The sequence below is a fragment of the Agromyces sp. NPDC058064 genome, assembly GCF_042885275.1.
Lineage (GTDB): Bacteria > Actinomycetota > Actinomycetes > Actinomycetales > Microbacteriaceae > Agromyces.
Map to the genome: position 1 here is coordinate 625,840 of NZ_JBHVSE010000001.1, position 13,380 is coordinate 639,219.

Here is a 13,380-nt window from a genome sequence, read left to right on the forward strand (position 1 = left end):
GGCTACGCCTTCCGCGCCTCGAGCGCGGCGATCAGCTGCGGCACGACCGTGAACAGGTCGCCCACGATGCCGAAGTCCGCGATCTCGAAGATCGGGGCGTCCGCGTCCTTGTTGATCGCGACGATCGTCTTCGCCGTCTGCATGCCGGCCCGGTGCTGGATTGCTCCCGAGATGCCGAGGGCGATGTAGAGCTGCGGCGAGACCGAGACGCCGGTCTGGCCGACCTGGTACGACTGCGGCACGTAGCCCGCGTCGACGGCCGCGCGCGAGGCGCCGACCGCGGCGCCGAGCACGTCGGCGAGCTGGTCGACGAGTGCGAACTGCTCCTCCGACCCGAGACCCCGGCCGCCCGAGACGACCTTCGCCGCGCCGCGCAGCTCGGGGCGCGACGAGGTGACGACGGCCTCCTCGACGCTGCCGATCACCGCGGCACGACGGCCGGATGCCTCGACCGCGAGCCGCTCGATCGAGGCGGGCCGCGCCTCCGCGCGGGCGTCGACCGCGCCCTCGCGAACGGTGATGACGGGGGCGCCCCAGGTGACGGCGGAGTCGACGTTGTAGGCCCCGCCGTAGACGGAGTGGTGGGCGACGACGCCCTCGGCGTCGCGGGAGACCCCGACGGCGTCGACGGCGAGGCCCGAGCGCGAACGCGCCGCGAAGCGCGCCGCGGCCTCGCGCCCCTCGATGGAGTTCGAGACGAGCACGGCATCGGGCCGCACGACGTCGGCCGCCGCGGCGAGGGCGTCGGCGGCGGGCACGGTCAGCTGCGCACCGGCCTCGGCGTGCTCGGCCACGAGCACGTGGGCCGCGCCGAGCGCGGCGGCATCCGTCGCGGCCTGCTCGCCCTCGCCGGCCGCGGCGAGGAGCAGGGCGACGGGGGTGCCGACGCCGGCCGCGGCGCCGAGGAGCCCGGCGGCGCTCTTGGCGAGCCCGCCCGAGGGCAGGAGGTCGAGGAGGACGAGGATCGAGTCGGCCTTGTAGTCAGTCATCGTCGATTCCTTACGCGAGCCGGTTCTGGACGAGGTACTCGGCGAGGCGCTCACCGGCGTCGCCCTCGTCGACGATCTTGGTGCCCGCCGTGCGCGGCGGCTTCTCGGCGAGAGAGATCATGATCGAGCGCGACGCCTCGACGGTGTCGGCGTCGACGCCGACCTCGGCGAGCGAGAGGGTCTCGAACGGCTTCTTCTTCGCGGCCATGATGCCCTTGAAGTTCGGGAACCTGGCGTCGGGCAGGCGTTCGGTGATCGAGACCACCGCGGGGAGCGACGCCGTGACCTGCATCGTGCCGTGGTCGCTGGCGCGCTCGCCGCGCACCTCGCCGTCGGCGATCTCGACCGTGTTCAGGCTCGTCGCGTTCGGCACGTCGAGGAGTTCGGCGATCATCGCCGGCAGCACGCCGCCCGAGCCGTCGGTCGACTCGTTGCCCGCGATCACCAGGTCGTACCCGATGTGCTGCAGCGTCGCGGCGAGCGCTTCGGCGGTGAGCCCGAGGTCGGCGCCGACGAGCGCCTCGTCGACGAGCTGCACGGCCGAGGACGCGCCCATGGCGAGGCCCTTCCGCACCGTCGCCGCCGCCGATTCGGGCGACATCGAGAGCACGACCACCTCGGTGCCGGCGTTCGCGTCGGCGTACGACAGCGCGACCTCGAGGGCGCGCTCGCCGATCTCGTCGAGCACCGTGTCGCTCGCCGCACGATCGGCGAGGCCGGTCTGCAGGTTCAGCTTGCGGTCCCCGTAGGTGTCGGGGACCTCCTTGACCAGGACGACGATCTTCATTCCGCTCCCTTGTGCACGCGAGTCGCTCCATCCTAACCAAGCACTTGCTTGCCTGGATACGGCACTCTTTTGTGGCGTATCGCCAAAGCCGTCGGAGCGGGCGACGGATGCCTCGTGGAACCCCCACAGTTCCCGGCCGGCGCGCGGCGTGCCGGGGTTACGCTGCGGGCATGAGCGGATTCCGACCCCCTGTTGCAGACATCGCCTTCGCCCTCGAGCACGTCGTCGACTACGACGCCGTCGCACAGCTGCCCGGATTCGAGCACGCCGACATGGAGACGGTGTCCGAGATCCTCGACGAGGTCGGCAGCTTCATGGCCGAGGTGGTGGCCCCGACCAACCGCGCCGGAGACCTCGAGGGTTCGACGCTGAACCCCGACGGCACCGTCACCACGGCCACCGGCTTCAAGGAGGCCTACGCCGCCTACGTCGACGCCGGCTGGGGTTCGGTCCCGCTGCCCGAGGAGTACGGCGGCGGCAACTTCCCGCGCTCGGTGGGCCTCGCCATCCAGGAGCTCATGATGACCTCCAACATGGCGTTCTCGCTGGCCCCGCTGCTCACGCAGGGCGCGATCGAGGCCCTCCTGCACTACGGCAGCGACGAGCAGAAGCAGCAGTGGCTGCCGAAGATGGTCTCGGGCGAGTGGTCGGGCACCATGAACCTCACCGAGCCGCACGCCGGCAGCGACGTGGGCGCGCTCACGACGAAGGCCGTCAAGCGGGCCGACGGCAGCTACGGCATCACCGGCCAGAAGATCTTCATCACCTTCGGCGACCACGACATGAGCGAGCAGATCGTGCACCTCGTGCTGGCCCGCACGCCCGACGCGCCCGCCGGCACCCGCGGCATCTCGATCTTCATCGTGCCGAAGTTCCTCATGAACGACGACGGCTCGCTCGGCGAGCGCAACGGCGTGCACACCGTCGGCGTCGAGCACAAGATGGGCATCCACGGTTCGCCCACCTGCGTGCTCTCCTACGAGGACGCGACCGGCTACCTCATCGGCGAGGAGAACATCGGCATGCGCATCATGTTCGTCATGATGAACAGCGCCCGCCTCTCGGTCGGCACGCAGGGCCTCGCCGTCGCCGAGCGCGCCTACCAGCAGTCGCTCGACTACGCGCAGGAGCGCATCCAGGGCCGCGCGGTCGGCGCGACGAGCGACTCCCCCATCATCGACTTCCCCGACGTGCGACGCATGCTCATGACGCAGAAGGCGTACATCGCCGCGATGCGCCGCATGATGCTGCTGAACGCGACGTACACCGACCAGTCGACGAACAACCCCGACCCCGCCGTGCGCGCCCGCGCCAACGAGATCGTCGGCCTGCTCACCCCGATCTGCAAGTCGTTCGGCACCGACCTCGGCAACGAGCTCACCTCGCTCGCGCTGCAGATCCACGGCGGCATGGGCTTCATCGAGGAGACCGGGGCCGCCCAGCACTACCGCGACGTGCGCATCGCCGCGATCTACGAGGGCACCAACGGCATCCAGGCCGCCGACCTCGTGGCCCGCAAGCTCCCGGTGCGCGACGGCGCGAGCGCCCTCGAGTTCATCGCGAGCATGCGCGGGCTCGACGCCGAGCTGGCCGCCGCGGGCGAGGAGTTCGCCTCGATCCGCAGCAACCTGAACGCCCAGCTCGACGCCCTCGAGCAGACCACCGCGTGGATGCTCCGCACCGGCGCGACCGACCCGAACGCGGTGCTCTCGGGCTCGAGCCCGTACCAGCGCATCTGGGGCCTCGTCATCGGCGGCTGGCTGCTCGCGAAGTCGGCGCTGGCCGCCCGCGGCCTCGACGCCGACGGCATCGCCGAGACGCAGCTGCCGCTCGCCCGCTTCTACGCCGAGCAGCTGCTGCCGCAGGCCGCCGGTCTCGTCGGCGCGGCGACGGCCGGTTCGCGCGACCTCTTCGCCCTCGACGCCGACGCGCTCGGCGACGCGGTGGCGCGCGGGGTTCGCGTCTGACCGCACGCGACGGCTCGAACGCGGAAGGCCCGGCACCTCGATCGAGGTGCCGGGCCTTCCGGCGTTCGGCGTGCGATGGTCCGCGAGGCCGCCAGGATGCTCAGCGCCGCGGCGTCCATCCGGGCGGCAGCGGCCCGTCGACGTCGGCGCGCTCGCGATCGGCGGCCGCAGACCAGCCCTGCGCGGCATCCTCCGAGTCGAAGCCGCCGCGGGCGACGCGGAACCCGAGGTCCTCGTGGTGCATGCGCGGTGCCCCGCCCCGGCGGGTCGACGCGCGCACGCTCCAGGCGTCGTCGGCGAAGCCGCCGCCGCGGAAGACGCGGTAGTCGTCGTAGCGGGCGGGGTCCAGCAGGTCCCAGCACCACTCCCACACGTTGCCGAGCGTGTCGAAGAGGCCGTTGAGGTTCGGCAGCCGCCCCCCGATCGGCTGGGGCGTGGTCACGCCGTCCGCCGCGGTCCATGCGACCTCGGCGAGCGGCCCGTAGTGCGGACCGGTCGAGCCGGCACGACAGGCGAACTCCCACTCCGCCTCGGTGGGCAGCCGGTAGCCGTCGGAGTCGACGTGCCACGAGACCTCCTCGCCGTCGAACGAGTACGCCGGGTCGAGGCCCTCCCACTCGGAGGCCGCGTTGCAGAACCGCACGGCGCGGAGCCAGCTGACGTCGCCGGCCGGCCTCCGCGGATGCGCGGCGGTCTCGCCGAGCAGCTCGCCGAGCTGCGCCTGGGTGACCGGGTACACCCCGATCTCGAACGGCTCGAGTTCGACGTTCCGGCGCACCTTGCGACGGGCGTCGTGCAGGGTCACGCTGCCCGCCTCGATGCGGGCGAGCTCGATGTCGGTCATCCGGGCAGTCTCGCACGGGTGCGGCGACCGCGACCGCCTGCCGCCCCTCCCCCGCGCCACGAAATCTAACTATGATTCGAAATCATGGCGAATCCGGTCGACGACGCAGCTGCACCGACGAAGACGCTCGCGGGCAGGACGGCGAGCAAGTCGGCGCGCACGCGCGAGCGCATCCTCGACTCCGCCGCGCACGTGCTGAGCCGCAAGGGCTACGCGGGAACCCGACTCGTCGACGTCGCCGCGCACGCGAACCTGCAGGCCCCGACGATCTACTACCACTTCGCCTCGCGCGACGAGCTCATCGAAGAGGTCATGTGGGTCGGCGCAGCGCGGGTGCACCTGCACGTCGTCGACGAGCTCGCTGCGCTGCCCGCCGAGACGACGCCCCTCGATCGCATCCTCACCGCCGTCGAGGCGCACCTGCGCTACGAGCTGCTGATCTCCGACTACACGACCGCCTCGATCCGCAACGCGAACCAGGTGCCCGAAGGCCTGCGCGCGAAGGCGGCGGCCGAGGAGGCCGTCTACGCGAAGCTCTGGCGCGACCTGCTGAACGACGCGATGGACGCGGGACAGCTGCGTCCCGACCTCGACATCTCGGTGTCGCGGCTGCTGCTGCTCGGGGCGATGAACTGGGCGGCCGAGTGGTGGAACCCGCGCCACCGCACCCTCGAGGACCTCATCGGCGCCACGCAGGACATGGTGCGCTACGGCATGGCGCTGCCGCAGCGGTAGCCGCCGCCGGGACCGGCCGGCACCGCGTCGGGGAGGGACACGGCACCGGCCCATGAGGTGACGGGGTCACGCCGTGACCGGCACCCCGAACTGCGCGATCCGGGCGCGCAGCACCTCCTCGGCGTCGGCGACGACGCGCCGCACCACCTCGCCCGCGCGGGGGATGTCGCGGATGAGCCCCTGCACGAGCCCGACCGTCCAGATGCCGGCGTCGAGCTCGCCGTCCTCGAAGACCTTCCGGCCGCGCGCACCGGCGACGAGCTCGCGGATGTCGGCGAACTCGCCGCCCTGCGCGAGGATCTCGACGACCTCGTCGCTCACCGCGTTCTTCGCGACACGAGCGGTGTTGCGCAGGCTCCGGAAGATGAGGTTGGTGTCGAGCTCGGATGCCGCGACGATCCGCTCCTTCACCACCCGGGAGATCGGCGACTCGACCGTGCACATGAACCGCGAGCCCATGTTGACACCGTCGGCGCCGAGCGCGAGGGCGGCCGCGAGGCCGCGCCCGTCGGCGATGCCGCCCGAGGCGATGAAGGGGATCGAGAGCGCGTCGGCCGCAGCCGGGATGAGCACGAGCCCGGGCACGTCGTCCTCGCCGGGGTGACCGGCGCACTCGAAGCCGTCGATCGAGACCGCCGTGACGCCCACGCGCTCGGCCTTCAGCGCGTGCCGCACGCTCGTGCACTTGTGGATCACGCGGATGCCGTGCGGCGCGAACGCCTCGACGTGCGGCTCGGGGTTCGACCCGGCGGTCTCGACGATCGTGACCCCCGAGTCGATGATCGCCCTGCGGTACTCGTCGTACGGCGGCGGGTTGATCGACGGCAGGATCGTGAGGTTCACGCCGATCGGCTTGTCGGTCATCGTGCGCGCCCGCTCGACCTCGCGCACCAGGTCGGCGGGCGTCGGCTGGGTGAGCGCGGTGATGATGCCGAGGCCGCCGGCCTCGGAGACGGCGGCCGCGAGCTCGGCGCGGCCGACCCACATCATGCCGCCCTGCACGACGGGGTGCTCGATGCCGAGCGCCTCGGTGAATCGCGTGGTGAGCATCCGTCTCTCCTATTCGTAGGTCTCGCCTGCGGCGGCGCGCTCGACGAGCGACGCCGGGGGCAGGAACCGATCGCCGTACGCCGCCGCGAGCTCGCGGGCCCGGTCGACGAAACCCTGCGGTCCGCCGTCGTACTGGTTGACGTACTGCAGCACTCCACCCGTCCAGGCGGGGAACCCGATGCCGTAGATCGAGCCGATGTTGGCGTCGGCGACGCTCGTGAGCACGCCGTCGTCGAGGCAGCGGATCGCGTCGATCGCCTCGGCGAAGAGCATGCGCTCCTGGAGGTCGACGAGCGGCAGCACGGTGCGGCCCGAGCCGAAGTGCTCGCGCAGGCCCGGCCAGATGCCGAGGCGCCGGCCGTCGGCGTCGTAGTCGTAGAAGCCGCGCCCCGCCTTGCGGCCGGTCCGGCCCTCGACGTCGATCATCCAGTCGACGACGGCGTGCGAGGCGTGCTCGGTCCACTCGCCGCCCTCGGCGACGACGGCCTCCTGCGTCTCGCGACGGATCTTCTGCGTGAGCGAGAGAGTGAGCTCGTCGAGCAGCTGCAGCGCCCCGGCCGGGTAGCCGGCCTGGAGGGCGGCCTGCTCGATCGACGCGGGCTCGACCCCCTCCCCGACCGCGGCGACGGCCTCGGCGATGAACTCGCCGATGACGCGCGAGGTGAAGAAGCCGCGGGCGTCGTTCACGACGATCGGGGTCTTGCGGATCTGCTGCACGAAGTCGAAGGTCTTCGCGAGCACCGCGTCGCTCGTGCGCTCGCCGCGCACGATCTCGACGAGCGGCATCTTGTCGACGGGCGAGAAGAAGTGGATGCCGATGAAGTCGTCGCTGCGTTCGACGCCCTCGGCGAGCAGCGAGATCGGCAGCGTCGAGGTGTTCGAGCCGAGCACGGCGTCGGGCTCGACGACGTGCTGGATCTCGTGGAACACGCCCTGCTTGACGGGCACCGACTCGAACACGGCCTCGATCACGAAGTCGACGCCCGCGAAGTCGGCCGCGTCGCCGGTCGGCGTGATGCGGGCGAGGAGTTCGGCCGAGCGCTCGGGCGTGGTCGTGCCGCGGGCGAGCGCGCGCTCCTCGAGTCCACGCGAGTAGTCCTTGCCTCGCTCGGCGGCGTCGGTCGAGACATCCTTCAGGACGACCTCGATGCCGGCCCTGGCCGAGACGTACGCGATCGCCGCGCCCATCATGCCGGCGCCGATGACGCCGACCTTGCGGGCCGTGTGCTTCGGGAACCCGTCGGGGCGGCTGCCTCCCGCGTTGATGTGCTGGAGGTCGAAGAAGAAGGCCTTGATCATGTTCTTCGCGACCTGCGTGTGCGTGAGCGAGACGAGGTAGCGGGTCTCGATCTTCGAGGCGGTGTCGAAGTCGACGTAGGCGCCCTCGACCGCGGCGGCCATCGCGGCCCGAGGTGCGGGCATGGGCGAGCCCTTGAGCTGCTTGCGCAGCAGCGCGGGCATCGCGGGCAGCATGGAGGCCACGGAGGGCGAGTTCGGCGCACCGCCCGGGATCGTGAACCCGGGCTCGTCCCACGGCTTCGCCGCCGTCGGGTGCGCGGCGATCCACGCCTTCGCGGCCGGCATGAGCTCGGCGTCGGAGGCGACCAGCTCGTCGACGATGCCGACGGCCAGCGCGTCGCGCGGGCCGAACTTCGTGCCGGGCAGGATCACCTCGGCGAGCGCCCGCTGGAGCCCCAGCATGCGCACGAGGCGGGTGATGCCGCCGCCGCCCGGCAGCAGGCCGAGGGTCACCTCGGGCACGCCGAACTGCGCGCCCTTCGCGTCGACCGCGATGCGGCGGTGGCAGGCGAGGGCGACCTCGAGGCCGCCGCCGAGCGCGGTGCCGTTCATGGCCGCGACGACGGGCAGGCCGAGCAGTTCGAGGCGCCGCATGTCGTGCTTGACGGCGTCGATGTGGGCGGTCTCGGCCGCCGAGTTCGCCGGGTCGGCCGCGCGCAGCAGGTTGAGGTCGCCGCCGGCGAACCAGCTGCGCTTGGCCGAGACGAGGATCACCCCGGTGATGCCCTCGCGCTCGGCCTCGAGCCGGTCGACGGTCGCGCGCAGCGAGGCGACGAAGTGCGCGTTCATGGTGTTGACGACGCTGTCGGGGTCGTCGAGGGTGATGACGACGATGCCGTCGTCGTGCTGCTGCCAGTCGTAGCCCTCGGCCACGCGGACGTCCTCGATGGTGCTGGTCATGGATGCCTCTTCTCAGTTCGTTCCGCGGGTGCGCGGTGGTCAGACCCGCTCGATGACGGTCGCGATGCCCATTCCGGCGCCGACGCAGAGCGTCGCGAGCCCGCGCCGGAGGTCTCGGCGCTCGAGCTCGTCGAGCAGGGTGCCGAGGATCATCGCGCCGGTGGCGCCGAGGGGATGCCCCATGGCGATCGCGCCGCCGTTGACGTTGACCTTCTCGTGGGGGATGTCGAGGTCGCCCATCCAGCGCATGACGACCGCCGCGAAGGCCTCGTTGAGCTCGAAGAGATCGATGTCGTCGACGGTGAGCCCGGCCCGGTCGAGCACCTTGCGCGTCGCGGGGGTCGGACCGGTGAGCATGATCGTCGGCTCGGAGCCCGTGACAGCCGTCGCGACGATGCGGGCGCGCGGGGTCAGGCCGAAGCGCTCGCCGATCTCGCGGCTGCCGACGACGACGAGCGCGGCGCCGTCGACGATGCCCGAGGAGTTGCCGGCCGTGTGCACGTGCGAGACGCGCTCGAGGGCGTGGTACTTCTGCAGGGCGACCGCGTCGAAGCCGGCGTTCTCGCCGAGCGCGGCGAACGAGGCCGGCAGCTCGCCGAGGGTCGCGGTGGTGGTGCCGGGGCGGCGGTGCTCGTCGGTCTCGAGCAGGGTGACGCCGTTCTGGTCGCGCACCGGCACGACCGAGCGGTCGAACCAGCCGTTGCTCCAGGCCTGTTCGGCGCGGCGCTGCGACTCGGCCGCGTAGGCGTCGACGTCGTCGCGGGAGAAGCCGTCGATGGTCGCGATGAGGTCGGCGCCGATGCCCTGCGGCACGAAGTGGAGGTCGTAGTTCGTCGTCGGGTCCTGCGCGTAGGCGCCCCCGTCGGAGCCGATGGGCACCCGCGACATCGACTCGACGCCGCCCGCGATCACCAGGTCCTCGAAGCCCGAGGCGACCTTCTGCGCGGCGACGTTCACCGCCTCGAGGCCCGAGGCGCAGAAGCGGTTGAGCTGCACGCCCGCGACGGTCTCGGGGAGACCTGCGACGAGCGCCGCGGTGCGGGCGATGTCGCCGCCCTGCTCGCCGATCGGCGAGACGACGCCGAGCACGAGGTCGTCGATCGCGTTCGGATCGAGCCCGGGGTTGCGCTCGACGACGGCGTCGATGAGGCCGACGACGAGGTCGACCGGCTTGGTGCCGCGGAGCGCGCCGCCGCGGTTCCTGCCGCGCGGCGTGCGCACGGCGTCGTAGATGTATGCCTCGCCCATGCGATGCTCCCTCAGAGTCCCAAGCCCCGGCCGACGATCTGCTTCATGATCTCGGTGGTGCCGCCGTAGATGGTCGTGATGCGCGCGTCCTCGTAGTCGCGCGCGATGCGGTACTCGCGCATGTAGCCGTAGCCGCCGTGCAGCTGCAGGCAGCGGCCGACGATCTGCACGTACTGCTCGGTCGTCCAGAACTTCGCCGCTGCGGCGTCTTCGGCCGAGAGCTCGCCGTTCGCGTGGCGCACGATGCACTGGTCGATGTACGCCCGGCTCACCTGCACGGCCGTGTGCATCTCGGCGAGCTCGAAGCGGGTGTTCTGGAACGAGCCGATCGAGGTGCCGAACGCCTGGCGCTCCTTCACGTAGGCGAGCGTGCGCTCGACGACGCCCTCGCTCGAGGCGACGGCGGCGGCCGCGATCGAGAGCCGCTCCTGCGGCAGGTTGCGCATCAGCCCGAGGAAGCCCTGCCCCTCGGCGCCGAGCAGGTTCGCGACGGGCACCCGCACGTCGACGAAGACGAGCTCGGAGGTGTCCTGCGCGTGCAGCCCGATCTTCTCGAGGTTGCGTCCGCGCGAGAAGCCCGGCAGCTCGGTCGGGATGACGAGGAGGCTGAGCCCCTGGTGCGGGTCGTCGCTCGTGCGCACGGCGGTGACGACGAGGTCGGCGTTCTGCCCGTTCGAGATGAAGATCTTCGTGCCGTTGACGACGTAGTCGTCGCCGTCGCGCACCGCGGAGGTGCGGATGCCGGCGAGGTCGCTGCCGGTGCCCGGCTCGGTCATGGCCACGGCCGTGACGAGCTCGCCCGCCGCGATGCCGGGCAGCCAGCGCGCCTTCTGCTCGTCGTTCGTGAGCTCGAGGAAGTACGGGATGACGATGTCGTTCGACAGGGCGATGCCCGCCATGCCGCTCGTCACGGGGTTGCGGGCGAGCTCCTCGCCCATGACCGCGTTGAAGCGGAAGTCGTCGGTGCCGCCGCCGCCGTACTCCTCGGGGATGGTGAAGCCGAGCAGTCCCGCCTCGGCGGCCCTGGTGAACAGTTCGCGGTCGACGCGGCCCTCGGCCTCCCAGCGATCGGCGTGGGGGGCCGCGTGGGTGTCGACGAACTCCCTCACGAGCGCGCGGAACTGCTCGTGCTCCTCGTCGTAGACGGTGCGGACTCGGTCCGCCGCGGCGAGCGTCGTCTGGGGCATGTGCTCGATCTCCCTCGATCATCGGGGTCGACGCCCCGGCCTGCGACGACTCTACGACGAACTTCGAGCATTTTCTATATTGGATTAGAAAATCTTCGCCGATCCTCTTGCCGTCCGGCTTGCTGTCTCGCAGAATCGGCTCATCGGGTTTTCGAATCCCGATGCGAAGACGTAGCCGCGATGCGGCCGCGACCGCCGAGCCGACGCGAGGATGCGCAGTGCACGAGACCGAACCGACCGCCGACGCGCTCGTGCGCCGGGTGCGCGACTTCGTGCGCGACGAGGTCATCCCCGTCGAGATCGCCGAGCAGGGCGTGCTGCACCGGGCCCACGAGGACGCCCACGGCGCGGGCGCGGGGAGCACCGGGGGCGCCGATCGTGGCGGCGGCATCGATGCCGGCGAGCGCGCACTCCGCCGCGAGCTCCAGGCCGCCGCGCGCGCGGCGGGCCTGCTCGTGCCGCAGTTGCCGCCCGCCTGGGGCGGCCGCGGACTCGGGCACCTCGAGCGCGCCGCCGTCTTCGAGGCCGCGGGGTACTCGCTCTTCGGGCCGATCGCACTCAACATCGCGGCCCCCGACGAGGGCAACATGCACCTCCTCCTCGAGGCGGCCTCCGACGAGCAGCGCGAACGCTGGCTCCGCCCGCTCGCCGCCGGCGACCTCCACTCGGCGTTCGCCATGACCGAGCCGCCGCCCGGCGCGGGCAGCGACCCTCGGGCGCTCACGACGCGCGCCGAGCGCGTCGCGGGCGGCTGGCGCATCACCGGCGAGAAGTGGTTCATCACGGGCGCCCGCGAGGCCGGCCTCGTCATCTGCCTCGCGCGCACCTCGGGCGAGCCCGGCGACGCGGGGGGCGCGACGATGTTCCTCGTCGCAGGCGGAACCCCCGGCATGACGGTCGTCCGCGACGTGCGCACGCTCGACGCGGGACTCTACGGCGGCCACAGCGTCGTTCGATTCGACGGATGCCTCGTGCCCGACTCGGCCGTGCTCGGCGAGGTCGATCGGGGATTCGAGGCGGCGCAGGTGCGGCTCGCCCCCGCACGCCTCACGCACTGCATGCGCTGGCTCGGGCTCGCGGCCCGCGCCCACGACCTCGCGCTCGCGCACGTCGTCGACCGCCGCGCCTTCGGCTCGCCGATCGCCGATCTCGGCCTCGCCCAGCAGCACCTCGCCGACAACGAGATCGACCTCGCGGCGGCCCGGGCGCTCGTGCGCGAGACGGCTCGCGTACTGGATGCCGCGGAGTCGCCCGCCGCGGTCGCGCCCGGCGCCGACCTCGGCGCCGCCGACCCGGGCGCGGCATCCTCGATCGCGAAGACCTTCGTCGCCGAGGCGGTGGGCCGCGTCGTCGACCGCAGCATGCAGCTCGCCGGCGGCCAGGGCGTCTCGGAGGAGCTGCTGCTCGCGCGGTACTGGCGCGAGGTGCGCCCGTTCCGCATCTACGACGGATCCAGCGAGACGCATCGCTGGTCGATCGCGAAGCGCGCCGCGCGCCTCCACCGGAAGGGACTCCGCCATGACCTCGCCCGCTGACCGCACCCACGCCGACGGCGCCGACGACGCCGCTGACGCCGCCGCTGACGCCGCCGACGTGCCTTCGCCCGCCGCGGCGAGCGCACCGCGCCGAGCCGCGCTCGTGACCGGCGGTTCGCGCGGCATCGGGCTCGCGATCGCCGAACGGCTCGCCGCCGAGGGCTTCTCCCTCACGATCGCCGCGCGTTCGCGCGACGCGCTCGACGCGGCCTCCGCCGCGCTCGCGGCCCGCGGCGCCCGCGTGGTCGCCGTCGAGGCCGACGCCGCCGATCCCGAGGCGATCGATCGGCTCGTCGCCCACCACGAGAAGGCCTGGGGGCGGCTCGACGCGCTCGTGCTCAACGCGGGGATGGGCTTCGCGAGCCCCATCGCCGAGACGCCGCTGCGCCGCGTCGACAAGCACTACGCGCTGAACCTGCGCGGCACCTTCGCGATGGTCGCGGCCGCGCTCCCCCTGCTCAGGCGCACGGCGGTCGGCGAGCCGCGCGGCGCACGCGTCATCGCCCTCGCGTCGCTCGCCGGGCTCATGGCCGAGCCGGATCTCGCGGCCTACAGCGCGACGAAGGCCGCCGTGGTCTCGCTCTGCGAGTCGATCTGCCTGGAAGAGGCGGCGACCGGCGTCAGCGCGACCGCCCTCTGCCCCGGCTACGTCGACACCGACATGGCGGCCTGGAAGCACGACGAGATCGCCCCGGCCGACATGATCCGGGCGACCGACCTCGCCGAGCTCGCGGTCTCGCTCACCCGCCTCTCCCGCAACGCGGCGGTGCCGACGATCGCAGTGCACCGGGCCCAGGGCGGACTCCGGGGAGCGTGAGGCCGTGAGGGCGGTCGCTCCC

At 72.3% G+C, this 13,380-nt stretch carries 11 protein-coding genes; 4 read left to right on the forward strand and 7 right to left on the reverse strand.

Annotation, left to right across the window (positions count from 1 at the left end):
- Window positions 1-2: 2 nt before the first annotated feature.
- Both ACFVSL_RS02935 and ACFVSL_RS02940 read right to left on the reverse strand, forming a co-directional pair.
- On the reverse strand, window positions 3-989 hold the full coding sequence (locus ACFVSL_RS02935) for an electron transfer flavoprotein subunit alpha/FixB family protein (protein WP_386938340.1): 987 nt from the start codon (window positions 987-989) through the stop codon (window positions 3-5).
- Window positions 990-999: 10 nt separating this feature from the next.
- On the reverse strand, window positions 1,000-1,776 hold the full coding sequence (locus tag ACFVSL_RS02940; RefSeq protein WP_386938342.1) for an electron transfer flavoprotein subunit beta/FixA family protein: 777 nt from the start codon (window positions 1,774-1,776) through the stop codon (window positions 1,000-1,002).
- A gap of 170 nt (window positions 1,777-1,946) precedes the next feature.
- Between ACFVSL_RS02940 and ACFVSL_RS02945 the strand changes: the two genes are divergently transcribed.
- Window positions 1,947-3,743: an acyl-CoA dehydrogenase gene (locus ACFVSL_RS02945; protein ID WP_386938344.1), complete on the forward strand. Its 1,797-nt coding sequence runs from the start codon at window positions 1,947-1,949 to the stop codon at window positions 3,741-3,743.
- Window positions 3,744-3,843: 100 nt separating this feature from the next.
- Here ACFVSL_RS02945 and ACFVSL_RS02950 read toward each other — a convergent pair whose 3' ends face one another.
- Entirely contained in the window at window positions 3,844-4,587 is a 744-nt protein-coding gene (locus tag ACFVSL_RS02950; RefSeq protein WP_386938346.1) for a formylglycine-generating enzyme family protein, read from the reverse strand.
- A gap of 84 nt (window positions 4,588-4,671) precedes the next feature.
- Here ACFVSL_RS02950 and ACFVSL_RS02955 point away from each other — a divergent pair, with 84 nt between their 5' ends.
- Window positions 4,672-5,322, forward strand: a complete 651-nt coding sequence (locus ACFVSL_RS02955) for a TetR/AcrR family transcriptional regulator (protein ID WP_386938348.1) — start codon at window positions 4,672-4,674, stop codon at window positions 5,320-5,322.
- A 66-nt stretch (window positions 5,323-5,388) separates the two neighbouring features.
- On the opposite strand, the gene ACFVSL_RS02960 is transcribed toward ACFVSL_RS02955, so the two are convergent.
- The 4 genes from ACFVSL_RS02960 to ACFVSL_RS02975 are packed head-to-tail and all read right to left on the reverse strand — an operon-like array spanning window position 5,389 to window position 11,006.
- Window positions 5,389-6,372: an NAD(P)H-dependent flavin oxidoreductase gene (locus ACFVSL_RS02960; protein ID WP_386938350.1), complete on the reverse strand. Its 984-nt coding sequence runs from the start codon at window positions 6,370-6,372 to the stop codon at window positions 5,389-5,391.
- Window positions 6,373-6,381: 9 nt separating this feature from the next.
- A complete protein-coding gene (locus tag ACFVSL_RS02965; protein ID WP_386938352.1) occupies window positions 6,382-8,571 on the reverse strand; it encodes a 3-hydroxyacyl-CoA dehydrogenase NAD-binding domain-containing protein in 2,190 nt (729 codons plus the stop codon).
- Between the two features lie 39 nt (window positions 8,572-8,610).
- Complete coding sequence (locus ACFVSL_RS02970; protein WP_386938354.1) at window positions 8,611-9,819, reverse strand: acetyl-CoA C-acetyltransferase; 1,209 nt, start codon at window positions 9,817-9,819, stop codon at window positions 8,611-8,613.
- Between the two features lie 11 nt (window positions 9,820-9,830).
- Entirely contained in the window at window positions 9,831-11,006 is a 1,176-nt protein-coding gene (locus ACFVSL_RS02975; protein WP_386938356.1) for an acyl-CoA dehydrogenase family protein, read from the reverse strand.
- A gap of 218 nt (window positions 11,007-11,224) precedes the next feature.
- Here ACFVSL_RS02975 and ACFVSL_RS02980 point away from each other — a divergent pair, with 218 nt between their 5' ends.
- Window positions 11,225-12,541: an acyl-CoA dehydrogenase family protein gene (locus tag ACFVSL_RS02980; protein ID WP_386938358.1), complete on the forward strand. Its 1,317-nt coding sequence runs from the start codon at window positions 11,225-11,227 to the stop codon at window positions 12,539-12,541.
- Entirely contained in the window at window positions 12,525-13,358 is an 834-nt protein-coding gene (locus ACFVSL_RS02985) for an SDR family oxidoreductase (RefSeq protein WP_386938359.1), read from the forward strand. The genes ACFVSL_RS02980 and ACFVSL_RS02985 overlap by 17 nt, the downstream gene beginning before the upstream one ends.
- Window positions 13,359-13,380: the final 22 nt, after the last annotated feature.

What these genes read in the sequence shown, in the direction of transcription:
- ACFVSL_RS02935 (WP_386938340.1), bottom strand. Translation starts at nt 989, where the DNA reads ATGACTGACTACAAGGCCGACTCGATCCTCGTCCTCCTCGACCTCCTG.
- ACFVSL_RS02940 (WP_386938342.1), bottom strand. Translation starts at nt 1,776, where the DNA reads ATGAAGATCGTCGTCCTGGTCAAGGAGGTCCCCGACACCTACGGGGAC.
- ACFVSL_RS02945 (WP_386938344.1), top strand. Translation starts at nt 1,947, where the DNA reads ATGAGCGGATTCCGACCCCCTGTTGCAGACATCGCCTTCGCCCTCGAG.
- ACFVSL_RS02950 (WP_386938346.1), bottom strand. Translation starts at nt 4,587, where the DNA reads ATGACCGACATCGAGCTCGCCCGCATCGAGGCGGGCAGCGTGACCCTG.
- ACFVSL_RS02955 (WP_386938348.1), top strand. Translation starts at nt 4,672, where the DNA reads ATGGCGAATCCGGTCGACGACGCAGCTGCACCGACGAAGACGCTCGCG.
- ACFVSL_RS02960 (WP_386938350.1), bottom strand. Translation starts at nt 6,372, where the DNA reads ATGCTCACCACGCGATTCACCGAGGCGCTCGGCATCGAGCACCCCGTC.
- ACFVSL_RS02965 (WP_386938352.1), bottom strand. Translation starts at nt 8,571, where the DNA reads ATGACCAGCACCATCGAGGACGTCCGCGTGGCCGAGGGCTACGACTGG.
- ACFVSL_RS02970 (WP_386938354.1), bottom strand. Translation starts at nt 9,819, where the DNA reads ATGGGCGAGGCATACATCTACGACGCCGTGCGCACGCCGCGCGGCAGG.
- ACFVSL_RS02975 (WP_386938356.1), bottom strand. Translation starts at nt 11,006, where the DNA reads ATGCCCCAGACGACGCTCGCCGCGGCGGACCGAGTCCGCACCGTCTAC.
- ACFVSL_RS02985 (WP_386938359.1), top strand. Translation starts at nt 12,525, where the DNA reads ATGACCTCGCCCGCTGACCGCACCCACGCCGACGGCGCCGACGACGCC.